Here is a 24,483-nt window from a genome sequence, read left to right on the forward strand (position 1 = left end):
CAAAAGAAAGGATAGCTAAGGTTCACACATTTAACATAGAAGAAATTTACTAAAACATATGTGCCTAGCTCTTTTTCTTAGTCATTCATTTCTTCAATTTGCCGTCTTTGCTCAGCTAATAAACGCTCAACTTGCTCACGTTCTGCTTCTTTGCGCTCTTCCTCTAATTGCAATGCTTCTGCTTGTAGAAATTTACGGTAGCCTCTACGCGCAATGATAATACTAATCTCATAAATGACAAAGAGAGGAATAGCAACGATGACGTTTGAAATAAAGTCTGGTGGTGCTAGAAATACCGCAATAACGACTAAGCCGAAATATGCATATTTTCTGAATTTCACCATTAAATCAGGATTTAATATCCCTAAACGCGCTAAAAATAACGTCACAACAGGTAATTGAAAAATGATACCGAACGGCATGACAAGGCGAAACAAAAATGAAAAATATGCGTTAATCCCAATTGTTTGTTTAATATCTAAATCCGCAGATAAGCCCATCATAAAGTGCATGACATACGGGAATAAAATATAATAAGAAAATGAAGCGCCTGCTAAAAATAGAATAAACGAATAAGGAATATATTTTAAAGTAGCCTTACGTTCTGTCTCATGTAAACCTGGTGTGATAAACAACCAAATTTGATGAAGCAGCAACGGTGAACTTATAACAAATGCAATGGCGACTGTCACTTGTAAATAGATAACAAGGGGATCGGTCACATTGAATGCATTCATAGTTAGTTGCTCTGCTTCTTTACTAAGTTGAATATACTTAATAAATGGTTTGGCTAGATAAAAACCTATGATAAGTGCAAATACAAAGAAAACAGCGCAAATAAAGAGCCGTTTTCTTAGTTCTTCTAAATGCTCTACAACTGTTAATTCTCTTGGATTCATATTATTGACATCCTTAACTTACTTAACGTTATCGTTTTCTTTATGTTCAATTACGTTCTTTTTTGTATCATCATCGTCATCAGCTAGACCTTTTGTTGCATTTTTAAACTCGCGAAGTGTAGAACCCATTGCTTTACCTAGCTCTGGTAATTTCTTTGGTCCGAATATTAAAATTGCAACCACGCCGATAATAACTAGGCTAACTGGTGTAAAAGCACTTAAGTGCACAACCATTTCAGCCACCTCCTCTTATAACTATCATTTTAACTCAATTTTTTTCATTTGGCGAATATATTTCGACAGATTAAACGCCATCATTTGTAACTGTTTACAAAATTGTGAATGCCTCATTTATCGCTATTTCGTATTAAATAAATAAGCGCTTGTAATTCAACTGACAAATCTATTGTTAATAACTTCATAGAATCAGGTACTGTTATACGTTCTGGCGTAAAGTTTAAAATACCTTTTGCATTCATTGCGGCTAGTCGATCAGCCATCTTCTGGGCAGAGCGCGAAGATACTGTTAAAATCGCAAGGTCTGCGCCATATTCAGCATACTTTTCCTCTAATAAATCGGGATGATAAACAGGAATATTGCTAATCATCTTCCCTTCCTTTGGTGCCTTCGAGTCGAACGCAACGACAATATGCGTGTTATGATTTTTTTGGAAATTATACTTTAAAAATGCATTCCCTAAATTCCCTACACCGATTAACGCGACTTTAGTAGTTTCATGCTGATCAAGTGTTTGGCTAAAGAAATTCAAAAGATGTTGAACATCGTAGCCATATCCCTTTTTCCCAAGCGCACCAAAATAAGAAAAATCACGACGAATCGTGGCAGAATCAATTTTCATCGCTTCGCTCAATTCCTTCGATGAAATACGCTCCATTCCTTCTTGTGCAAAGTTTTGGATAAATCGATAGTAAAGAGGAAGTCTTTTTGTTGTAGCTTGTGGAATTTTCACTTCTTGTTTCAAACTTTTTCCTCCTTATTTAAACAATTCAAATACTCCTAAGCGTATTTGAAACTCTTTTTGAAACATGCTAAGACAAAAGATTTGTTCAAGCTTCCTTGAAAAGCTCATCTTATATTTTGTGATATTTGCCGAGGTATTTTCCTTCACTTCCCCCTACATATTGCAGTGGTGAACTTTTTAAAATTATAACACCAACTGGAGGATTTCCCTTTAGTTAATGGCGTTTTTTACGCCATTAACTAAAGAGAAATCGTTTCAATCTTACATGACCGCTTGGAATAAGTAAAGCACTGGCATTGCAAGCAATTCTCCCATCCTTTACACTAAGAATGAATTGAGGTGTCATGAATGATTGTATTACAAGTCAATCAACTATATAAATCCTTTATCGCAGATGAAATTTTAAGTGGTGTCAAACTAGAAGTTCAACACCGTGATCGTGTGGCATTAGTAGGACGTAACGGTGCTGGTAAATCTACTTTACTAAAAATCATCGCTGGTCAAATGTCTTATGATTCTGGCGATATCATTATTCCTAAGGGTGTACAAGTTGGCTATTTAGAACAACATGCTGGTCTAAATTCAACATTGTCTATTTGGGACGAAATGATGACAATTTTCGAACCTCTCCTTGGGCAAGAAAAAATGTTACGTTCCCTTGAACAGCAAATGGCTGATCCAGCTGTTTACGATAATCCAGATATGTATGCTAAAGTCATGTCCGAATATGACCAATTACAGCATGATTTTAAAGATGCTGGAGGCTACCAATACGAATCTGATACGCGTTCTGTGCTTCACGGTATGCAATTTTACCCGGAGGATTATGAAAAAGCCATTAGCTCCTTGTCAGGCGGACAGCGCACTCGCTTAGCTCTTGCTAAGCTTCTATTAAGTAAGCCTGATTTATTAATTCTCGATGAGCCGACCAACCATTTAGATATCGAAACACTTTCTTGGTTAGAAACTTATTTAAAAGGCTATGAGGGCGCTATTTTAATTGTATCCCATGACCGTTACTTCTTAGACCAGGTTGTCTCCATTGTCTACGAAGTTTCCCGTCATCGTGTCACAAAATATACTGGAAACTACAGTGCTTATTTAGAGGAAAAGGCGAAAAACTATGAACGCGATGTCAAAATGTTTGAACGCCAGCAAGATGAGAAAGCAAAGTTAGAGGAATTTATTCAAAAAAATATCGCACGTGCTTCGACGACTAAAATGGCACAAAGCCGTCGCAAAATGCTTGAACGTACAGAATGGATGGATTCTCCTGACGGTGATGAAAAGTCTGCTAGCTTCGGCTTTACAATCGAGCGACAAAGTGGCAACGATGTGCTATCAATCGACTCATTAGCTGTCGGCTACGGTGATAAACAAATATCTAGCGGCATTACATTACGTACGTTTCGTGAAGATCGCATTGCACTCGTTGGACCAAACGGTGTTGGCAAATCAACCTTATTAAAAACGATTGTTAAAGATTTGTCCCCGCTTGCAGGAGAAATTCGTTATGGTACAAATGTCCAAATTGGCTATTACGATCAAGAACAAGCAAAACTATCTAGCAATAAAAGCGTGTTAAAAGAGTTATGGGATGAATGGCCACTGTTGAATGAAAAGGATATTCGCACCGTACTTGGTCGCTTTTTATTTAGCGGCGAAGATGTAGACAAAGCTGTTAACTCCTTATCCGGTGGCGAGAAGGCTCGACTAGCATTGGCAAAATTAATGATGCAAAAGGCGAATTTCTTAATTCTCGATGAGCCGACCAATCACCTAGACTTAGATAGTAAAGAGGTATTGGAAAACGCGTTAATCGACTATCCTGGTACACTTCTTTTCGTATCGCATGACCGCTATTTCATTAATCGAATTGCTACGAAAGTTGTCGAGCTGTCGGGCGAAGGCTCTTTTGAGTATTTAGGCGATTATGATTATTATCTTGAGAAAAAGCAAGAACTGTACGAAATCGCTCAAATGAAAGCAGCTGCTCAGCCGCAGCTACAAACAGCAGCAGCAGAAAAGACCTCTACTTCTACAATCGATAAAGAGGCAAAAAAGCGCGAACGCCAAATTAGAAGAACGATTGAAGAGCTAGAAGTCAACATGCAAAAGGCTTCTGCAGAAATCGCTCATTTAGAAGAAGCACTTTGTGATCCTGCCATTTTCACAGACCACGAGAAAATTACACAACTGCAAAATGAGTTAGCTACTGTCAAAGAACAGCATGAAGTCATTGAAATGGAATGGCTTGAGCTAAATGAAGAATTAGACAATATTATTTTATAATCTCTCGCAAAGCCATATTTCATATCATATGGCTACAGAGTGTCGACAAAAGGCATCAAGAAACAGACCGTTCTTGATGCCTTTTATTAAGTTGATTGGAGCGAAGGGCGGCGACTCCTGCGGGAACGCACAGAACGTAAGACGAGGGCAGACCGCGCGTATGCGAGGGTTGCGGCTTACGGTGTGCCCGTGGAAAGCGCCCGTCCGTAGCGGAAATCGACGGCTATTTCCATCATCCTTTATTTAAATATGGATGTTTGTATTTATTCATAATGACTGCCTAAGCTTTATTACTTAGTAGGCGACACGAGTTGATTGGAGCGGAGGGCGACGACTCCTGCGGGAACGCACAGAACGTAAGACGCAACAAACCGCGCGTAAGCGAGGGTTGCGGCTTACGTGTGTGCCCGCGGAAAGCGTCCGCCCGTAGCGGAAATCAACAGCAGTATGTGATCTCAATGGAAAAGGACTTAATGTCATATGGCTTTTTTTCTTTACTCGCCTTCATTTTTCATATATATTGGTCAAGTGCTATTTTTCGACAAAAAATGCCCACAACTTTATACACACTATGAAACTAGTAATATCAACATATCAACAGACTTTTCCACACTGTCCACAATTACAAATTAATTAATCCACATAGTTTTGTGTAAAAACCGCTACTATATATAGAATAATCACAACTTATACACAAGTTATCCACAGAATGTGCATAAGTACGAATGTTCGCAGTTTTTTTACACACTTTTTCACAGGTCCCTGTGGATAATTTTCTGAAAAATTTGTCTATTTATATTTTTCTACATTAAGCATCTATTTTCTAGCTTTATTTACTATTTTATCAACACAAAAAAGAGGTAACTCAGAAACAACACTGAGCACCTCTTTACGTTATTCAACCCAAGATTTTAATTCCATACCAGGGCGACCATTCATCATCATATTTCCACGAATGCCTGCTTCAAACATCGGTGTTGCAGCAGCACCTATCATTGCCGCATTGTCTGTACACAATTTCAATGGTGGTACAAAAAAAGGAATTCCCTCTTTAGCAAATACTGCTTCAAGTGATGCGCGTAAACCCTTGTTAGCAGCTACTCCACCAGCCGCGATAACTTGCTTCACTTTATATTCGCGTGCCGCACGCAATGTTTTAGCTGTTAGTACTTCTACTACACTTTCTTGAAAACCTTTTGCAACAGCCGTTGGGGAAATCTCCTCACCACGCTGATCCATATTATGCTTATAGTTAATAACAGCTGATTTTAAACCGCTAAAGCTAAAATCATAGCTGTCTTCTTCAAGCCAGACACGTGGGAAAGCAACAGCTTCTTGCCCTTCATGCGCTAGCTGATCTATACGAGGACCACCAGGATAAGGTAACCCTAATACGCGAGCTACTTTGTCATAAGCTTCTCCCGCTGCATCATCACGCGTTTCTCCGATGACTTCAAAGGAGCCATGTTCTTTCATATACACAAGCTCCGTATGTCCCCCTGATACTACAAGTGCAAGCAGTGGGAACTCCATTGGTTGGACAAGTGCATTTGCATAAATATGACCCGCAATATGATGCACACCTAAAATCGGTAAGCTATTGGCAAACGCAAACGCCTTTGCCGCATTAATGCCAATTAATAGTGCCCCCACTAGACCGGGCCCTTCTGTCACAGCTACTGCATCTAAGTCAGATGGCTGCATATCGGCTTGTTTAAGCGCCTCTTCAATAACTACCGTAATTTGTTCTACATGGTGACGTGACGCAATTTCTGGTACAACGCCTCCAAAACGCTTGTGGCTTTCAATTTGTGAAGCTACTACACTCGAAACAATTTCGCAACCGTTCCGAATAACAGCAGCTGCCGTTTCATCACAGCTAGATTCAATTGCTAAAATAACTCGATTTTCCATTATAAATTCACCCACATGACTAGGGCATCCTCCCCGTTATCTGTATAGTAACCTTTCCGTATGCCACCATCTTGGAACGCTAGCTTGCGGTAAAGATTTTGTGCTACAGTGTTGGTTTCACGTACCTCTAGACTCATCACGTCCATGCCATGCTCACGCGCAATGCGCATCGCTTCGCGCATTAAGCCTTCACCAATTCCTCGGCCACGAGCTGATTCAACAACAGCAACATTTGTAATTTGCGCTGCATCGATGACCATCCACATTCCGCAAAAACCTAGAATATTATTGCTTTCATCTATCGCTAAAACATAATGTGCGTATTGATTTTCATGCATCTCATAGTAAAAAGAATCCAATGTCCATGGCGTAGGGAATGTAGCAAGTTCAATCGCATATACCGCTGGAACATCCTCTGATACCATTTTCCGATACATTATATTACTACTCATGTGTTTTCTCCTTTTGTTCCTTTAACCAATTCGCTTCAGCCTCTGCAATACGTTTGTATTGCGGCGTAAAATGGTGAACTGCTTCTACGCTTGGTAACGCTTGGGTACTTGCTAAACGAATGGCTGCACTCGCCCGTGGCAAATCTTCATGCAAAGGTGCACGATATGCGTTCTGCCCAAGCACTTCTACAATTTTATCCCAAAATACATCGACATCGGTTCCTACAAATAATATTGGTGTAGCTAATGCCTTCAAACGCCCTAACAGTCCATCGATATGATCATGATAATCTTCTATAACGACATCCAGCTCTGTCCCTTTATAAACTGCTGTATATACATTGCCACGGCGCGCATCAAAAATAGGACATATTAGTCCATCATAAAGCGCTGCATTTGCGGCTAATACTTTTAAACTTGAAACACCGACTAAAGGCTTTTGTAGCGTCCATGCTAATGTTTTAGCAAGTGTCACACCAATTCGTACACCTGTGTAAGAACCAGGTCCTTCTGATACAGCAATTGCATCTAACTCACTTGGCTTTACCCCAACATTCGCTAGAATTGTTTCAATCGCTGGCATTGCTCCTGCAGAATGCGTTAGTTTAATATTTTGTACTACTTCAGCCATCACTTTTCCATCTTTCACAACGGCTACAGATAGTGGCGCATTCGCTGTTTCAATTCCCAACCAAATCATCTCATTAGCTCCTCACATATTGCCTCAAATCGCTTGCCATAAGGCATTAACACAAATCGTCGTTCATTTTCACCAAGACGATAAATTTCAATGGCTAAACGCTCTTTAGGTAAATCTTGTTCTATTAAATGGGCCCACTCAACAACCGATATCGCATCGCCATAAAATAGCTCGTCCCAGCCTAGGTCCTCATCACTTTCTGCCAATCGATAAACATCTAAATGATTAAAAGGTAAACGTCCCTCATATTGTTTCACTATCGTAAATGTAGGGCTATTCACCGTTCTTGTGACACCTAGTCCTTTTGCTAAAGCTTTTGTAAATGTAGTCTTCCCGGCACCTAAGTCGCCTTCTAACGTAATTGTATCTTGTGCCATCAGTAAATTTGCTAGCTTTATGGCAAAGTGTTCTGTATCTTCTAGTGAATTCATTATTTTTTCAAACTTCATCTTTATGTCCTCTCCTAGCTCATTACTTCTAGTTTACCGAAACATGCGCAAATGTTCAAAGCATCGACTAATTTTCAAAAAAATAAACACGTCCTCCATATCGAAGACGTGTCTACTCTCTTGTTGAATAGCCCTTCAAAGCAATAACTTCTTTACTGACTAATTGGTTATCTTTAAATTGAACAATATATGCTTGCGTCAAAAGTATTTCATCATTCCACCGATAATAATCACTTCGAATCATCTCGCTAGCGTTACCGCCGACAATTCCAACTACTTCCATATAGCTCATCCCTTGCTGTAATTGCTCAAATTCATGTTCATTCATATTTTTTTGCCAATGATACGAATTCGATTCCTCTATATCAATAATTGGAACGCCACAACTAACTTTAAGTATACAGATTAACCAATATATCAAGAACCGACATGCTATGGACACCCCTCCGTCCTTCCTTGGAAAAACCCATACTGTCTATACATATGCAATGGACAACGATTTAGTGCACATCTTTTTAGTAGTCACCATTTTCATAGGGTTACTGGCGATTCCGCAGGTTTTCGCGGCGTTTTCTTTCGATGTTGTGGCGATACGCAACGATTTTGTGGCGATTGTTCGCGCTCTTTACAAATAAAAAAAGCCCTTATGATTTATAAAAATCATAAGAACTGTAGTTTCATATAAAATGGCGGTCCCGACCGGGATCGAACCGGCGATCTCCTGCGTGACAGGCAGGCATGTTAACCGCTACACCACGGGACCTCTTTAAGACATTTATAAATATAACATAGGAAAATCTACAATGCAATATTTTTTTTATAGAATTCGACCTATTCTACAAAAATATTTTATTTTTTCGATTATATGCTATTATTACCTACAAAAATAGATCAGGAGGAAATATATGTCTACTGTTTATGAAAGTCGTAGAGCGATTTTTAAATCAAAGCTTGAGGTGGATATAGCTTTTATAACATCGCCCGCCAATATTTTTTATTACACTGGCTTTTTATCGAATCCACATGAACGCTTTATGGCTCTTGTTTTCAATATGAAAACAAATGAAGAAATATTATATGTTCCAGCTTTAGATTTAGCAGCAGCTGAACAAGTTGCTCACCTTCAACGCATCGTACCAATAACTGATGAGCAACTCCCATTTGAAGTTGTCAAACAAACAATCGGAAACCTTGGACAGACTGCTGGTGTGGAAGCTAAGGCACTCACATTGGCACGCTATTTAGAGCTACTCGGTGCATTAAATGTCCAAGTGACAGATATTCAACAGCTCGTTAATACACAACGCTTGCATAAAACGCGCGATGAAATCAATCAGCTGAAAGTAGCCATTCATATTATTGAGCAAGTTATGTCGGAGGGCATAAAAAAAATTCATATTGGTATGACAGAATTAGAGCTTGTTGCTGAGCTAGAATATTTAATGCGCAAATTTGGAGCAGATGGCCAGTCCTTCGCCTCGATTATTTTGTCTGGTGAAAATGCTGCCCTACCACATGGCCATCCGAGTATGCGAAAAATCGAGCACGGGGACTTTGTGCTAATTGACATGGGCGTCGTTAAAGATGGCTATTGCTCTGACATCACAAGAACATTTATCGTTGGTGAAGCGACAGATAAACAACGAGAAATTTATGACACTGTACTCGCTGCCACACTTGCCGGTATTAAAGCAGCAAAAGCAAATATTCCATTAAAACAAGTTGATTTAAGCGCAAGAGCAGTTATTGACAACAAAGGCTATGGCGACTATTTCAACAACCGCGTCGGTCATGGACTAGGCATTGAAGTCCATGAAGAACCTTCTGTCCATGCAGCAAACAATGATTTAATTACAACAGGGATGGTCTTTACAATTGAACCTGGTATTTATATACCGAATTATGGTGGCGTTCGTATCGAGGACAATGTTTATATAAATGAACTTGGTGAAGCGGAAGTACTTACTACCTTTCCACGTGAATTACAAATTTTATAATAGGCTTAACACAAATGGAGTAAATTCGATTTTTCGAGTTTACTCCTTTCTTTTTGGCACTAATCTTGCAAATAAAATAATAGATTCAACACACTAAATTTAGTAGGAGGTCCTTTCCATGATTCGCTACATTTTCACCCGAATCGGCTATATGATGATCACGTTATTTATTATCATCTTGCTTTCATTTTTACTTATGAAAGCTCTACCTGGTTCTCCATTCAACGATGAACGGTTACCCGAAACACAAAAAGAATTACTGTACAAAAAATACGGCCTAGATAAGCCAGTACCTGTACAGTTTGGGATTTACCTGTCGAATCTTGTTCAAGGGGATTTAGGTGTTTCTTTTGTTTTCGATAATCGCCCAGTTACTAAAATTATTCAAGAACGCATTGGCGCCTCGGCTATCCTCGGATTCCAAGCCGTGTTTGTCGGAACGATTATCGGTTTACTGTTAGGTATCGTAGCAGCATTAAAACATAACACCATCATCGATTACAGTGCAACCGTCTTAGCCGTACTCGGTATATCTATTCCATCATTTGTATTTGCGGGTTTTTTACAATATTGGGTTGGTGTTAAACTCGGCTGGCTGCCGATTGCTTTTTGGAACGGTTTTGAATATTCGATTTTACCAACCATCGCTTTAGCAGTTGGCGTTGTCGCGACAATTGCCCGCTTTACACGCATTGAAATGCTAGAGGTACTTAACCAAGAATATATTTTAACCGCTCAATCAAAAGGATTATCGAATGCTTATATTATTACAAAGCATGGCATTCGCAATGCACTTATTCCAATCATTACAATTATCGGTCCTTTAACTGTGAACACGATTACTGGTTCGCTTGTTATTGAGAAAATTTTTAGTATCCCTGGTTTAGGGGAACAATTTGTTAATTCAATTATTACAAATGATTATCAACTGATTATGGGCACTACGATTTTTTACGCCGTTTTATTTGTCAGTGTCATTTTAATTATTGATATTTTATACGGGTTCATTGATCCTCGTATTCGTGTAGCGGGAGGCGAATAATTTATGACAGCAAAAATCACTGAAGAAACAAAGCATTATCCAGCCGATTTGTTTGAACTTGCCTCTCAAGCAGACAACGTCTCTGATATTGTACTTCGACCTGAGCAATCATTTTGGCAAGATGCATGGCGTGGTTTACGTAAAAATAAAGCAGCCATTGTTGGCTTATGTATTATTATTTTCGTTATTTTATTAGCTATTTTCGGACCATTTATGAATAGTCACGGCTATGACGAACAAAACATTGCGCGCACCAATTTACCGCCAAAAGTTCCTGTTCTCGAACATCTGCCATTTTTAGGTTTGAACGGCGTCGACGGGCGCGGGGTGGATCAATACGAAAAAAAAGGTATAACCGAATATTTTTGGTTCGGCACAGATGAATTAGGACGAGATTTATGGACACGTATTTGGCAAGGCACTCGTATTTCACTTTATATTGCCTTTCTTGCAGCTACGATTGATTTAATTATCGGCGTTGCGTACGGTGCTATTTCAGCCTTTTATGGGGGACGAACTGATAATGTCATGCAACGTATTATTGAAGTGTTAGTTGGTATTCCAGGATTAATTGTCAATATTCTTCTTATTCTTATTTTGAAGCCCGGCATCCTTTCCATTACACTCGCAATGGTTATCGTTGGCTGGATTAGTATGGCCCGTATCGTTCGTGCGCAAATATTAAAGCTAAAATCATATGAATATGTCCTTGCCTCTAGAACACTTGGAGCTAGTAATCAACGATTAATTTGGAAGCATTTAATTCCTAACACTCTTGGACCGATTATTGTCGCTACTACTTTTACAATACCTGGCGCCATTTTCACAGAAGCCTTACTAAGTTTTATCGGATTAGGACTACAACCACCTACCGCTTCCTTAGGCACAATTGTCAATGACTCATATAAACTATTGCGCATTTACCCACATGGCATGATTGTTTCTTCTATTATTATTAGCTTAATTATGATTAGCTTCAATTTACTTGGAGATGGTCTGCGCGATGCATTCGATCCAAAAGTACGTAAATAAGGAGGTGTTCACGATGAAAACAATTTTAGAAGTCAAAAATCTAAGTGTGTCCTTCAACACATATAGTGGCGAAGTACAAGCTGTACGCAATGTTTCGTTTGACTTATATGAAGGCGAAACATTAGCAATCGTTGGCGAATCAGGTTCTGGAAAATCGGTTACTTCAAAAAGCCTATTACGCTTAAATCCTAGTGAAACAACAATGATTAAAAATGGCCAAATCTTTTATCAACATCAAAATATTTTAGAGTACAGTGAACAGCAAATGCGTGGGCTTCGCGGGGCTGAAATCTCAATGATCTTCCAAGATCCTATGACAGCATTAAACCCTACGATGACGATTGGCAGCCAAATTGCAGAAAGCATTAAAAAACATACGTCTTTACGTGGCAAGCACATAACAGAGCGTGTCATTGAATTATTACAGCTTGTTGGCATTAAAGAAGCTGATAAACGCTATAAGCAATATCCACATCAATTTTCAGGCGGCATGCGTCAAAGAATTGTCATTGCAATGGCACTTGCTTGCGAACCGCGCATTATTATTGCAGATGAACCGACTACAGCGTTGGATGTTTCAATCCAAGCCCAAATATTAGAATTGCTTAAAAACATCCAAAAAAAGATGAATCTATCGATTATTTTCATTACCCATGATTTAGGGGTTGTCGCAAAAATGGCTGATCGTGTTGCCGTAATGTATGCAGGTAAAATTGTTGAAATTGGCTTAGTCGATGAGATTTTTTACAACTGTCAACATCCTTATACACAGGGACTACTCGCGGCAATGCCAAATCCAGATATCGATTCAGAATCGTTATATGCCATCCCAGGGACACCGCCTAACTTATTACAACCACCTGTAGGAGATGCCTTTGCAGCTCGCAATAAACAAGCACTCAAAATCGATTTTCTAGAGGAACCACCTATGTTTAAAGTTAGTGATACGCATTATGCAGCAACTTGGCTATTGCATAAGCAAGCACCAACAATGATACCGATTCATCAACAGCTAGCGCAGGAACAGCACAACGAACGTGCAGAAACACCAGTATTCGATACTAACAATCCGTATTTATCCTTAAAGGAAGTAAAGCAATATTTTAAATTAGGAAAAAATACGCTTAACAAAGCGATTGATGGTATTACTTTTGATATTTATAAAGGGGAAATTTTCGGTTTAGTCGGTGAATCAGGCTGTGGCAAATCTACTACAGGACGCTCTATAATCGGACTCAATACAATAACAGATGGCACCATCCAAATTGATGGGCAATCTATTCATGAGGTGAAGACAAAACAACAGAAGCTTGCCTTCAATCGTAAAGTCCAAATGATTTTCCAAGACCCCTATTCTTCACTTAATCCACGTATGAAAATAGCAGACATCATCGCTGAAGGTCTTGCTATTCATGGCGTACCGAAAAGTGAATGGAAATCAAATATTTATGAGCTTTTAAATATTGTAGGCTTAACAAAGGAATATGCGAATCGTTATCCACATGAACTAAGTGGTGGACAACGTCAGCGCATTGGTATTGCGCGTGCACTGGCAGTAGAGCCGGAATTAATTATTGCCGATGAACCAATTTCTGCATTGGACGTGTCCATTCAAGCGCAAATCGTTAATTTACTGAAAAAGCTACAGAAGGAACGAGGATTAACGTATTTATTTATTGCACACGATTTATCGATGGTGAAATATATAAGCAATCGTATCGGGGTCATGCATCGGGGTAAAATTGTGGAGTTAGCGGAAAGTCAGGAACTTTATGACCACCCTATCCATCCTTATACAAAATCTTTGTTATCAGCTATTCCTCTGCCTGACCCTAAATTAGAGCGTGAACGACAAAGGATTATTTTTGATGAAATGAAATACAACGCCAATGATCGAGCAAATGAAAAGTTTATAGAAGTCCGTCCAGGTCATTTTGTCATGCTTACGGAGGATGAACGAATGCAATATCACCAAACAAACACTAAAGGCATTTTGCTATGAAGTTAATGAAAATGATGATTGTAACAGTTTGTATTTTTTTATGTTCCTTGTTTTATACATTATTATCAAAACAAGCTGTCTCACTACTAACAATAATTAACTACACGTTTCTTCTTTCGCTTGCTTGTACAATCATTGGTGGCTCGTTATTTGTTGTGCAAGGTGGGTTTTTCAATGGCATTGGTTATAGCTTTAAACGGTTTTTTGCTCGTGTTTCAAAAAATGGAGCGTACGCCTATGAATTAGATGGTAATCTGGAATTTATCCAAGCGCCTACATATTCCTTTACTTATCCTCTTCTAATAGCAGGAACGCTCGGTTGTCTTATCACCACTCTTTTATCTGTTATGTTGTATTAAAAAGGATGACGCTGAGACAGAAATTTATGTCGTTGATGTCCGCTACGGGACGGGCGCTTTCCGCGGGCACAACGTAAGCCGCAATCCTCGCTACGCGCGGTCTATTGCGTCTTACGTTTTGTGCGTTCCCGCAGGAGTCGCCCACCCTTCGCTACCATCAACTAGTACTATCTTTTGAATTTTATCTTTGGTAAAAGAAAGCAATATATAGCAAAAAAGTGTTAGATTGACTTCGATCAATCTAACACTTTCCCTTTTATCCCTAATGCCATGATTTATTACTTATCGATTTCAACCCATTTATAGCTAATATCCGCTGAGAATGGATGTTCATATAAATTTTTCACATAAGGCTTCTTCAAGCGACTTACACCTTTTTGGAATGTTGGAGCAAATGCCACATCTTCCATCATCAATTTTTCAGCTTGTTGCATTAATTGCCAGCGCTCCGCAATATCAGCAGTCGTTTTTGCTTGCTTAATTAACGCATCCACTTCTGTATTTTTATAATGGGATTGATTATAGTAGGCTGTTGATTCAAATAAATCAATATATGTCATCGGATCTTGATAGTCCGGACCCCAGCCACCATAGTCTAAATCGTAGTCAACAGCGCCCTCTAATGCTAGCTTTTGTTTATTCGGCTGCATATTAATCGTTAGCTCTAAGCCAGCAAGATTCGTTTCTAATTGATTTTTAATAAATTCAGCAGCCTTTTTTGATTCTGCTCGGTCATATGTTAAAAAATCAAGATTTACTTTATCAACGCCAAGTTCTTGTAAACCAGTAGCCCACGCTTTTTTCGCCGCTTCAATATCCGTTTTATTCATGTCGCCATTTGCTTCGCGGAAATCAACGCCATTTTCATCCGTTGATAAACCTTGTGGAACTAAATAGTAAGCCGGAATAGAACCATCCTGTAAAATAACATCCGCAAAACCTTGTTTATCCCAAGCCATATCAATCGCTTTACGAATGTTCTTATTCGCTAAAAACTTATTTTCATGATTCATACGAATAAAATACGTATTTGGTTTTAAAAATGTTGAATATTCAGGGCTATCTTTGTATTGCGCTACATACTCACTTGATAACTCAGTCGTATCAATTTCCCCTGCCTCATATAAATTGACTGCTGTAGCTGTATCTTTTACAATTTTTTGCGTTATTTTCGTTAGCTTAACAGTCTCTTTGTCCCAATAGCTATCATTCTTCACAAAAGTCCATCCTTGTCCATGTTGCCAAGACTCCATAATAAATGGACCATTATAAATCATATTGGCTGCTTCTAACGCGTATTGATCACCTTGTGCCTCTGTAAATTCTTCATTTAACGGGAAGAATGGCGCGTAAGTTGTTAAGCTTAAGAAATATGGAATGGGTGCGTTCAGTTGCACCTCCAGCGTAAAATCATTGAGCGCTTTTATACCGATTTCATCTACCTTACCAAACAGCGGATCTCCTTCTGTTTGCACACTTGCAGCATTTTTAATATCGAGCATTAAATAAGAATAAATTGCTTGTGTTTCAGGATTAATGGCTCTTTTCCAAGCGTAGACAAAGTCATGCGCCGTAACCGGAGTGCCATTGCTCCAAACTGCATCCTCACGTAACTTGAACGTATACACCGTCCCATCTTCTGAGACTTCATATGACGCTGCCATGCCTGGCACTGGCGTGTTCTCTGGTCCAATGCGATATAATCCCTCAAATACTGAATTCATCGCCGTAACTGCTAGTGCATCTACACTGCCTAAAGAACTCATTGTCGTTAAATCGCCGCCCGCAACTAAATTCAGTTCCTGTGCAACAGCAGACTGTCCCCCATCAGTAGCTTCATTGTCCGTGCTTTTCCCCCCAGTTGAGCTACCGGCTGAATTGTCTTCTTTACCATAGCACCCAACTAATACAACGAGCATAAGACCTAATAATACAACGAGCCATTTCGTCTTTTTAGCCATACTCAAAACCCCTTTGATTTTATTGCACGATAGATACCGTACTGATTAACTTATATGCAATTATCATGCCGATACTTTTTAGACTTATAAAACTGGCATGGAATTTGCAATATATTCTAGAAAGGGGGAATTAGAACATGTCACAACTACAAAAAGCTCGAGAAGCATTACTGAAACAACAAACAGAGGCGCTTATTATAACAAACGATCAAAACCGTCGTTATTTAACTGGATTTACGGGGAGTGCTGGTACAGTAGTAATTACACCAACACAAGCTATTTTACTTGTTGATTTTCGTTATACCAAACAGGCAACGCAACAAAGCGGTGCTTTTGATGTACGCCAAATAGATCGCGCACATTTATATGACACGATTCAAGCGATTTTAGACGCAGAATCTATCCAAACGGTTGGATTTGAACAACAGTATGTGAGTTACTATACGTATCAATTGATGGCTAGTAAACTAACGGCTACGTTAAAACCGCTATCTAATATTGTAGAAGATTTGCGGATGATTAAAACGCCAGAGGAAATTGAACTGATAAAAAAAGCCGCGTGGATTTCAGACGAGGCATTCCAACATATTTTAACTTTTATTAAACCAGGAGTTTCAGAGATTGACATTGCCAATGAATTAGAAGCGCATATGCGTAAAAATGGGGCTGCTGGGGCTGCATTCGATATGATTATTGCCTCTGGTAAGCGTTCCGCCCTACCACACGGTGTTGCAACTAACAAAATCGTAGAACAAGGCGATATGCTAACGCTCGACTTTGGTGCTTATTATCAAGGTTATCGTTCAGATATGACGCGAACAATCGCGGTAGGTGAGCCTCCAGAAAAGTTAAAAGAAATCTATCAAATCGTCTACGATTCGTTGCAACATACGCTCATGCATATGAAAGCTGGTATTACAGGGAAAGAAGCAGATAGCTATAGCCGCGATTACATTAAAGACAAAGGTTATGGCGAACTTTATGGTCACGGTTCTGGGCACGGTATCGGCTTAGATATTCATGAAAATATTTTTATGTCTACTGTTTGTGAAGAGATGCTAGAAGAGAATATGGTGCTGACAGTGGAACCTGGTATTTATATAGCCGATTTAGGTGGTGTGCGAATAGAAGATGATGTCGTTATCACAAAAGATGGCATTGAAATCATTACGCACTCGCCAAAGGAGCTTATTATTTTATAATCGCTTCATGCTGTGAGGAGAAAATTTCTAAATTTTATACATGTCGTGTCACTATGTTTATTTTTTTGACACATTCGCTACTTCTCTTACTATCAGCAATTGTAGAGAATCCCTCAAAAATGACATTCGATATGTCAAAGGTTTTAGTCACTGGCTATAAGGCCAATACGATTATATTTTCATTACGAACATCATTTTCTATCGTTTTCTGGCAATTAAATAGAGAATCGAGGTTTTATTATGCATTTATCAATGAAACAAACACAAGATTTGAATTTAGTGATGACCGTTCAACTTCGTCAAGCCATTGAATTGCTACAGTATTCTACACAGGAACTAGAGCAGTTTATCCGTGAACAAGAGCAGATGAATCCATTAATAGCATTGATTGAGCCAACAGTCCCAGAACGTATGCCTACTTCAAAAGCTATAACTGGTCAAACAAACATGGTAGATACTTTATCTAAATATGAACAAAATATTCGCGATGAGTTATTTGAACAAGTGAAGTTCACTTTCTCTAAAGACACGGATATTAAATTACTTAAACATATTATTTATCATTTGGATGACAACGGTTACTATGAACCACCAATTGTACCTATTTATCAGGACCAAGAAATTCATAGAGGTATTCACTTATTACAAACCATTGGGCCTCTTGGTGTTGGTGCACGCAGTTTACAAGAATGTTTGCTGTTACAAACCATTTATCGTCATGATAGTCCAAAACATACGGATAAAGTGATTGCCCATCATTTAGAAGCGTTTGCAAGTAAAAAATGGAAACAGATCGCTCATGATTTGCATATCTCGCTTTGTGATATGCAAGCCATTTATCAATTTATTCTAACTTTACAGCCAAAGCTAAGCTCACTGTTCCATCAAGAAGCCATCCAACACAATACGCCAGACATTATTGTACAAGTGCAGGATGATGCGATAACATTTTCTTTAAATGACTATTATTTGCCTAAACTCAAACTTCACCCTGACTATGTTCCATATATTACGAGCAATTCTTCTGAAAAAGGTTATTTTAAAAAGCATTTCGCCGATTATCAATGGCTCGTTAGTAGTATTGAACAGCGACGCCATACGATTATCAAAATTATGACGGCGCTAATTGACAAGCAAGAAGCTTTTTTCACACATGGTTTTGCTGCAATACAGCCTCTTACATTGCGAGAAGTGGCAGAGCAAATAGGTGTACATGAATCGACAGTTAGTCGTGTCACAACAAATAAATATGTACAAACACCTTATGGCACATATGAGCTTCGTGATTTATTTACTTCAAAATTACAAACAACGAATGGCGACAGCGTGTCACAAATTAAGGTGAAATCACTGTTAGCAGATTATATTAAAAACGAAAATAAAACTAAACCTTGCTCTGATCAAAAAATCGCTGACTATTTCAAAGCCAGTCAAGGTATCGAAATTTCACGTCGTACGATTACTAAATATCGTGAGGAAATGAATATCCCCTCTTCTTCACGACGCAAGGAAATTCAATTTAGTTAAGCATTTGAAAGGAGCTATCGCATTGTCGATAGCTCCTTTCCTGTCTATTTTAAGGGGGGGTTACACATTCAATTTTGTTTCATATTAACAAAGACGCTTTTTATTTCTGTATAGTTGGACAAGCCGTATTCGCCACCCATTTCTCGCCCAATACCTGATTGCTTATAGCCACCAAACGGCATTGTTTCCCATTCTAAACCAAAGTCATTGATCCATACTGTTCCTGCTTGTAGTTTACTAGAGATATAATGCGCTTTTTTCACATTTTCCGTCCAAATACTTGCAGCCAGTCCATACTTACTATCATTTGCACGTGCAATAACTTCTTCTATTGTTTCAAATGAAAAGATGGACATGACTGGTCCAAAAATTTCTTCTCGGGCAATTGTCATATCATCTTGTACATCTGCAAATACAGTAGGTTGCACAAAGTAACCTTTGCTAAATGCACGCCCACCACCTGCTACAAGTCGTGCGCCTTCTGCCTTTCCTTTTTCGATAAAACCAAGAACTGTATTGAATTGTTTTTGCGACACGAGTGGTCCCATTTCTGTCTGCGGATCTAATCCAGGTCCTAGTTTTACTTTTTGTGCCTTTTCAGCAAGCTTCTCCACGAATTGATTGTACAGACTACTATGCACAAATACGCGGGTACAAGCACTACAGTTTTGTCCATGATTATACATTGTCCCTGCAAATGTACCCTCTATTGCTGTTTCTATATCAGCATCCGCTAACACGATTGCCGGCGATTTACCACCGAGTTCTAACGTAACACTTTTCACATCATCTGCCGCTTTTTTCATTACATGAATGCCTGTTTTTGTTGAGCCAGTAAATGCTACTTTTGCGACACCTTTATGTGTAACAATCGCTTCTCCTGCCTCTCCTGTACCAGGAACAATGTTCACAACACCATCCGGCATACCGGCTTGTTTCATTAATTTCCCTACATATAATAATGACAACGGTGTTTCCGCTGCTGGTTTAATAACGACGGTACAACCAACTGCTAATGCTGCACCTAATTTCCATGCAGCCATGGCAAGCGGGAAATTCCACGGAATAATTTGTCCAACAACCCCTACTGGCTCATGAAGCGTATAGTTTACATAATTTTTAGATACTTGGACTGTTTGGCCCGTTATTTTTGTTGCCCAACCTGCATAATAACGGAAATGTTGCACCGTACCATCTACATCATCAGCTAATGCTGTTTCGTATGGCTTGCCATTATCTAATGATTCTAACTGCGCTAATTCCTCACGGTGTTCCTCTAATAAATCCGCAAATTTATATATAATACGTGAACGTTCAGCTGCCTCCATTAATGACCACTCACCGTCAAAGGCTTTTTGTGCAGCTAATACTGCGATGTTGATGTCTTCAGCTTGCGCCTCACTTACTGTTGCAATGACCTCTTCATTTGCTGGATTTAATACGTCAAAACTCTTACCTGCTTGTGATGCCACGTATTCACCATTAATGTATAATCCAACCGGTGATTGTAAAAATTCTAATACTTTTGGTTTCAGCGTTAATAAAGCCTCCATATTCGACACCCCTTTTGTTAATGAAGTTCAGTAACCAACACATCTAAGTCTGCCAAAATGGCTTTTAATTGTGCATCTTCTTCCGCCGTTAGTGGCAGGCGCGGTAAACGGCATGGTCCACCTGCCCAACCTTTTAGCTCCATTGCACGTTTCGTAATTTGTACATATTTGCCTGAGCCTTCTAAAAACGCACACAATGGTAAAAGACGGTCGTAAATGGACCATGCCTTCTCTAGATTGCCCTCTTGTACATTGTTGTATAGTTCAGTTACGAGTTCTGGCACGATGTTCCCTGATACAGAAATCCAACCGACAGCACCAACAAGGAATGATTCGATTGCTAAATCTTCTGACCCACAAAATACTTTAATATCGTCTTGTCCTTGACGTACAATATCACGTGCTTTGCCGATGCTACCACTCGATTCTTTTATATGTGTAATGTTTGGTACTTCTCTGCCTACTTTTAAAATCGTCTCTAAACCAATATCCACACCTGAAGTGAATGGATTATTATAAATCATAATTGGGAAGCTTACCGACTCCGCTACTGTTTTAAAGTGTAAATATATTTCTTCATCTTTCGGATGAGCATAATAGGAGTTAATGAGTAAAGCAGCATCTGCTCCAGCCTGTTCAGCCTGTTGTGTATAGGCAACAGCATCCGCTGTCGTTTCTGCAGCTGTCCCTACGATTAACGTAATACGACCTTTAATTTGATCTACTGCTACTTCTACTGCTTTAAAGCGTTCTTCTTTTGATAAACTTACAAATTCCCCTGTACTACCGTTAATGGCAATCCCTGTTACACCTGCTTCAATAAAATGTTCAATATTTTGACGGAAACCAGCCCAATCAATGTCTCTTTGATTTAACATCGGCGTTACTAATACTGGAAATACACCTTCTAATTTTTTCATTATTCTTTTCCTCCTCTGTTTTAGTTATTACACAATGATGAATCCTTGTTGTAATGGATCTTCGCTGTCTACTACAAATTGATGGATTCCTGTGATATATCCTTTTAATGCAATTTCATAGCCAACTTCATGTTTTCGTGTCATCTCGATACTGCTGCCGAAAATACTTTTATTTATTTGAACAGCTTGATCGCCTAATATTGCCGTTAATGCTAATGTGCTATCAACACTTGGTGAGCGTAAAATATAGCCATCTCGCTCAAATGTTACTGAACGTACCATACTGTCTAATTTTTCATACACGATAACACCATCTGCATCATGATATTTGGCACTTTCAGTTATTCCCCAAGTGCTAATATGCGCTAATTCATCTAGTACAAGTGCCTTTAGATTGTGCGGTTTTTCCATCACCATATAGCGTCGTTCATCATCTACTACAACTCGCTCACCGGCTATACGCGCTGGCTTCACTGTCAAATGAACTGACAGTACTTCATCTTTTGTATCTGAAAGTTTTACATATACTTGGTGAATGCCTTTTACCGTTTCAATCGAATAGACGTTGTTGCTTGATAATTCAATCATGCCACATTCTAGTAATGCCGTTGTTGTTGCTACAAGTGCCTCATACTTAAAATCTGTAGATGCTGCATGTTGGAAAAATAATAATCGGAATGAGGCGACCGCTGATGGCAATATTACGCAGCCATGCATACCGCGATGTCCTCGTGGCTCATTTAGTAAAAGCTTTTTCGTATTTTCAAATTGTGTATTTAATGCAGTGGCCGCTTCTGCTATTTGTTCTTGATAAATGGCAATAGGTGATTGCACCACTATACGAAAGGCCTCTCCTACTACTTGTGTATCAATTGTTTGAAAAGATTTGTTATAGTTCATCAATATCCTCCTTTAGTGATCCATCGGTGGAATCATTAAATAGCCTTCTTTTAATGGGTCTTGCTCATTGTAAAAGAATTTATGCATGCCCATTACCCATGCAGACCCTGTTACTTCTGGGATAACAGCTAATCCATCACCTACTGTTACTTCCTCTAGTACACGTGCTGTAAATAGCGTACCTACGATACTTTCATAAACAAATGGTTCATTGATTGCCAGCTCATTTTTCGTATACAGCGTAGCAATTTTAGCTGACGTACCTGTACCACATGGTGAACGGTCTATTCCACCTGGCGGTACAACGACTGTATTTTTTAAATGTGCTAATTCATTGGTAGCATCCGTATAAAACTCCATATGTGTGAGCCCCTCAATAAACGAAAACTCAGGATGTACAATCTTTTCTTTGGCATTGACAGCATTTCGGAGACGAATACCTGTATTAATGATTGCTGTCGCATTTTCCACTGATAAATCGAGACCTATTTTACGAGCATCGACAATACCGTAAAAATTGCCTCCGTAGGCAATTTCGCATTCAACAATTCCTAGCTCCGGATCAGCAATATCCACTTTCTTTAATAGGAATGAAGGTACATTTTTAAATGTCACTTCTTTGGCAATTCCTTCTTCTACTTTAATTTGTACATTGATTAAACCTGCTGGCGTGTCTAATGTAATATTTGTATATGGTGTTTGAATGTCTATTAATTGTGCTTCGACGAGTGCTGTACAAACACCAATCGTGTCATGTCCACACATCGGTAAATAGCCACCTGTTTCGATATAAATAACGCCAAGATCGGCATCTGGATGACAAGGGTCTGTAATAATAGCGCCTGACATAACACTATGGCCGCGAGGTTCATTCATTAAAAACTTACGTATCCAGTCATAATGTTTTTGCATATATAGCATTTTGTCTGACATCGTTTCCCCTTGTAGTTTCGGCATACCACTTATAAGGGACCGAGTTGGATTACCCCCTGTATGGGTATCAATTGTGGTAAATAGCTTTTGGAATTTCATGTGTGAAGTACTCCCTTCTGAAATCGATTCATAGTAACTGGCTCCGTCGGAATACACGTATCTTTATGTTGCACCAATTCTTGCACGAGTTTTCCTGTAACGGCAGCTAAGCTTATCCCGTCCCCTTCATGGCCTGCCGCTATATAGAAGCCAGGTACTTGCTCTACTTCACAAATAATTGGTAAATGATCTTCCGTCCATGGTCTTAAGCCACAATATGTACGAATAATCGACATATCGGCGATTTTCGGATAAAAGCGCATAGCACGCCTCGCAATCATTTTGACAACATCATGATTTACTTTTGTATCAAACCCAACAAATTGACGACTACTCCCGATTAAAAAATTTTGTGCTTCGGTCGGTTCAAAAACTAATGCAACGCCGTATTTTTCAATATCCGCATCTACCATACGCTGTCCACCAAATTTGGAGATTAAATAGCCAAATTCCATCACTTTGCGAAGACCTACTGGCTCTTGACGCGACGCCACAATAAGATGTCCTTTACGCGGCTGTATCGGGATGTCGATGCCTACCATCTGTCCAATGCTTGGCGCCCAAATACCACAAGCATTAATTACTTTATTAGCCGTCATCATCTCTACATTTGTATCGATTAAAAATGTGCCATCTGACTGCTTTTTAATCGCTCTGACTTCGGTATGTTTTCGTATTTTTGCTCCAAATTTTTCTGCTGCATGAAACATGGAAAACGTCAGCATATACGGATTCACCGTTGAGTCGGTTTTACACTCAAGTCCACCATATAAATCATCCGCAAAAAACTTTGATTCATTTCTTAAATCTGCACGGTCTAACATCTTAAAATCTAAACCCGCCTGTTTTTGCCGTGTCACCCATTGCTGTGCCGCTTCCATTTCTACATCACTTTCACAAACAAGAATACTTCCTGGGTTACGGTATTCAAATTTAATTTCTAAGTCTTTATCTAATTCATGTACTAATTGTTGGCTTACTAATGACATTTGGCTATCAAAGCCCGGGTCCTTATCGATGGCTAAAATATTGCCATCACAACGAGAAGATGTACCACTCGCTAATTCATTTTTTTCGAGTACCGTTATTTCAAGTCCTGCCTTGGCACAATAGTAAGCAATTGCCGCTCCAATAATACCTCCGCCAATAATAACGATATCATGATGAGATGTCCCCAAGGTTCTCCCCCCTTTTTTACTAACACTTAACATTGTGCAAAAACTATGCCAATCTAAACAGCTGGAATTTGTTTGATTAAGAAGCCACT

At 39.1% G+C, this 24,483-nt stretch carries 22 protein-coding genes and 1 tRNA gene; 8 read left to right on the plus strand and 15 right to left on the minus strand.

The genetic code is table 11. From position 1 onward, the window contains the following. Nucleotides 1-77: 77 nt before the first annotated feature. The 3 genes from tatC to ACKVEV_RS14575 form a co-directional block, all read right to left on the minus strand. Entirely contained in the window at nucleotides 78-899 is an 822-nt protein-coding gene (tatC, locus tag ACKVEV_RS14565; protein WP_409367081.1) for a twin-arginine translocase subunit TatC, read from the minus strand. A gap of 18 nt (nucleotides 900-917) precedes the next feature. Beyond that, nucleotides 918-1,133, minus strand: coding sequence for a twin-arginine translocase TatA/TatE family subunit (locus ACKVEV_RS14570; protein WP_409367082.1), 216 nt, complete (start codon nucleotides 1,131-1,133; stop codon nucleotides 918-920). Between the two features lie 113 nt (nucleotides 1,134-1,246). Then, nucleotides 1,247-1,882: a redox-sensing transcriptional repressor Rex gene (locus ACKVEV_RS14575; protein WP_402928327.1), complete on the minus strand. Its 636-nt coding sequence runs from the start codon at nucleotides 1,880-1,882 to the stop codon at nucleotides 1,247-1,249. 348 nt (nucleotides 1,883-2,230) lie between these two features. On the opposite strand from ACKVEV_RS14575, the gene ACKVEV_RS14580 reads away from it, so the two are divergent. Beyond that, nucleotides 2,231-4,174, plus strand: coding sequence for an ATP-binding cassette domain-containing protein (locus ACKVEV_RS14580; RefSeq protein WP_409367083.1), 1,944 nt, complete (start codon nucleotides 2,231-2,233; stop codon nucleotides 4,172-4,174). Between the two features lie 894 nt (nucleotides 4,175-5,068). Here ACKVEV_RS14580 and tsaD read toward each other — a convergent pair. The 6 genes from tsaD to ACKVEV_RS14610 all read right to left on the minus strand — a co-directional run bounded on the left by tsaD (nucleotide 5,069) and on the right by ACKVEV_RS14610 (nucleotide 8,452). Continuing rightward, nucleotides 5,069-6,088, minus strand: a complete 1,020-nt coding sequence (gene tsaD, locus ACKVEV_RS14585) for a tRNA (adenosine(37)-N6)-threonylcarbamoyltransferase complex transferase subunit TsaD (RefSeq protein WP_409367084.1) — start codon at nucleotides 6,086-6,088, stop codon at nucleotides 5,069-5,071. After that, complete coding sequence (rimI, locus tag ACKVEV_RS14590; protein ID WP_409367085.1) at nucleotides 6,088-6,540, minus strand: ribosomal protein S18-alanine N-acetyltransferase; 453 nt, start codon at nucleotides 6,538-6,540, stop codon at nucleotides 6,088-6,090. The genes tsaD and rimI overlap by 1 nt, the downstream gene beginning before the upstream one ends. Further along, nucleotides 6,533-7,240 carry a tRNA (adenosine(37)-N6)-threonylcarbamoyltransferase complex dimerization subunit type 1 TsaB gene (gene tsaB, locus ACKVEV_RS14595; protein WP_409367086.1) on the minus strand — a complete coding sequence of 236 codons (708 nt, stop codon included), beginning with the start codon at nucleotides 7,238-7,240 and terminating at the stop codon, nucleotides 6,533-6,535. The genes rimI and tsaB overlap by 8 nt, the downstream gene beginning before the upstream one ends. Continuing rightward, nucleotides 7,237-7,689, minus strand: coding sequence for a tRNA (adenosine(37)-N6)-threonylcarbamoyltransferase complex ATPase subunit type 1 TsaE (tsaE, locus tag ACKVEV_RS14600; RefSeq protein ID WP_409367087.1), 453 nt, complete (start codon nucleotides 7,687-7,689; stop codon nucleotides 7,237-7,239). Before tsaE ends, tsaB begins: the two co-directional genes overlap by 4 nt. 112 nt (nucleotides 7,690-7,801) lie before the next feature. Then, a complete protein-coding gene (locus tag ACKVEV_RS14605; RefSeq protein WP_409367088.1) occupies nucleotides 7,802-8,110 on the minus strand; it encodes a hypothetical protein in 309 nt (102 codons plus the stop codon). A gap of 266 nt (nucleotides 8,111-8,376) precedes the next feature. Continuing rightward, nucleotides 8,377-8,452: transfer RNA gene (locus ACKVEV_RS14610), tRNA-Asp, on the minus strand. A gap of 142 nt (nucleotides 8,453-8,594) precedes the next feature. On the opposite strand from ACKVEV_RS14610, the gene ACKVEV_RS14615 reads away from it, so the two are divergent. The 5 genes from ACKVEV_RS14615 (at nucleotide 8,595) to ACKVEV_RS14635 (ending at nucleotide 14,121) form a co-directional block, all read left to right on the plus strand. Beyond that, on the plus strand, nucleotides 8,595-9,686 hold the full coding sequence (locus tag ACKVEV_RS14615; protein ID WP_409367089.1) for a M24 family metallopeptidase: 1,092 nt from the start codon (nucleotides 8,595-8,597) through the stop codon (nucleotides 9,684-9,686). Nucleotides 9,687-9,804: 118 nt separating this feature from the next. Further along, nucleotides 9,805-10,728 (plus strand): oligopeptide ABC transporter permease, encoded by a 924-nt coding sequence (gene opp3b / locus ACKVEV_RS14620; RefSeq protein WP_409367090.1) that lies wholly within the window; start codon nucleotides 9,805-9,807, stop codon nucleotides 10,726-10,728. A 3-nt stretch (nucleotides 10,729-10,731) separates the two neighbouring features. Further along, the gene (gene opp3C, locus ACKVEV_RS14625) at nucleotides 10,732-11,760 is read left to right on the plus strand and encodes an oligopeptide ABC transporter permease (RefSeq protein ID WP_409367091.1); all 1,029 of its coding nucleotides are present in this window, start codon (nucleotides 10,732-10,734) and stop codon (nucleotides 11,758-11,760) included. Nucleotides 11,761-11,773: 13 nt separating this feature from the next. Next, nucleotides 11,774-13,762 (plus strand): ABC transporter ATP-binding protein, encoded by a 1,989-nt coding sequence (locus tag ACKVEV_RS14630; protein WP_409367092.1) that lies wholly within the window; start codon nucleotides 11,774-11,776, stop codon nucleotides 13,760-13,762. Beyond that, a complete protein-coding gene (locus ACKVEV_RS14635) occupies nucleotides 13,759-14,121 on the plus strand; it encodes a DUF3899 domain-containing protein (RefSeq protein WP_409367093.1) in 363 nt (120 codons plus the stop codon). Before ACKVEV_RS14630 ends, ACKVEV_RS14635 begins: the two co-directional genes overlap by 4 nt. Nucleotides 14,122-14,399: 278 nt before the next feature. Here the strand turns inward: ACKVEV_RS14635 and ACKVEV_RS14640 are convergent, their stop codons facing one another. After that, a complete protein-coding gene (locus ACKVEV_RS14640; protein WP_409367094.1) occupies nucleotides 14,400-16,082 on the minus strand; it encodes a peptide ABC transporter substrate-binding protein in 1,683 nt (560 codons plus the stop codon). Between the two features lie 137 nt (nucleotides 16,083-16,219). Between ACKVEV_RS14640 and ACKVEV_RS14645 the strand changes: the two genes are divergently transcribed. Both ACKVEV_RS14645 and rpoN read left to right on the plus strand, forming a co-directional pair. Continuing rightward, nucleotides 16,220-17,284 carry a M24 family metallopeptidase gene (locus tag ACKVEV_RS14645; RefSeq protein WP_409367095.1) on the plus strand — a complete coding sequence of 355 codons (1,065 nt, stop codon included), beginning with the start codon at nucleotides 16,220-16,222 and terminating at the stop codon, nucleotides 17,282-17,284. A gap of 240 nt (nucleotides 17,285-17,524) precedes the next feature. Further along, the gene (gene rpoN / locus ACKVEV_RS14650; RefSeq protein WP_409367096.1) at nucleotides 17,525-18,811 is read left to right on the plus strand and encodes an RNA polymerase factor sigma-54; all 1,287 of its coding nucleotides are present in this window, start codon (nucleotides 17,525-17,527) and stop codon (nucleotides 18,809-18,811) included. A 68-nt stretch (nucleotides 18,812-18,879) separates the two neighbouring features. Here rpoN and ACKVEV_RS14655 read toward each other — a convergent pair whose 3' ends face one another. From ACKVEV_RS14655 to ACKVEV_RS14675, 5 genes are read right to left on the minus strand one after another with little or no spacing between them, the layout of a single operon-like run. Continuing rightward, nucleotides 18,880-20,364 carry an aldehyde dehydrogenase family protein gene (locus ACKVEV_RS14655; protein WP_409367097.1) on the minus strand — a complete coding sequence of 495 codons (1,485 nt, stop codon included), beginning with the start codon at nucleotides 20,362-20,364 and terminating at the stop codon, nucleotides 18,880-18,882. 17 nt (nucleotides 20,365-20,381) lie between these two features. Beyond that, nucleotides 20,382-21,284, minus strand: coding sequence for a 4-hydroxy-tetrahydrodipicolinate synthase (gene dapA / locus ACKVEV_RS14660; protein ID WP_409367098.1), 903 nt, complete (start codon nucleotides 21,282-21,284; stop codon nucleotides 20,382-20,384). A 27-nt stretch (nucleotides 21,285-21,311) separates the two neighbouring features. Continuing rightward, the gene (locus ACKVEV_RS14665) at nucleotides 21,312-22,184 is read right to left on the minus strand and encodes a proline racemase family protein (protein ID WP_409367099.1); all 873 of its coding nucleotides are present in this window, start codon (nucleotides 22,182-22,184) and stop codon (nucleotides 21,312-21,314) included. Between the two features lie 12 nt (nucleotides 22,185-22,196). Beyond that, nucleotides 22,197-23,216, minus strand: a complete 1,020-nt coding sequence (locus ACKVEV_RS14670; RefSeq protein WP_409367100.1) for a proline racemase family protein — start codon at nucleotides 23,214-23,216, stop codon at nucleotides 22,197-22,199. After that, entirely contained in the window at nucleotides 23,213-24,427 is a 1,215-nt protein-coding gene (locus ACKVEV_RS14675; protein WP_409367101.1) for an NAD(P)/FAD-dependent oxidoreductase, read from the minus strand. Before ACKVEV_RS14675 ends, ACKVEV_RS14670 begins: the two co-directional genes overlap by 4 nt. Nucleotides 24,428-24,483: the final 56 nt, after the last annotated feature.

This window comes from Lysinibacillus sp. 38-6, assembly GCF_046245175.1.
In the GTDB taxonomy this organism is placed as follows: Bacteria; Bacillota; Bacilli; order Bacillales_A; family Planococcaceae; genus Lysinibacillus.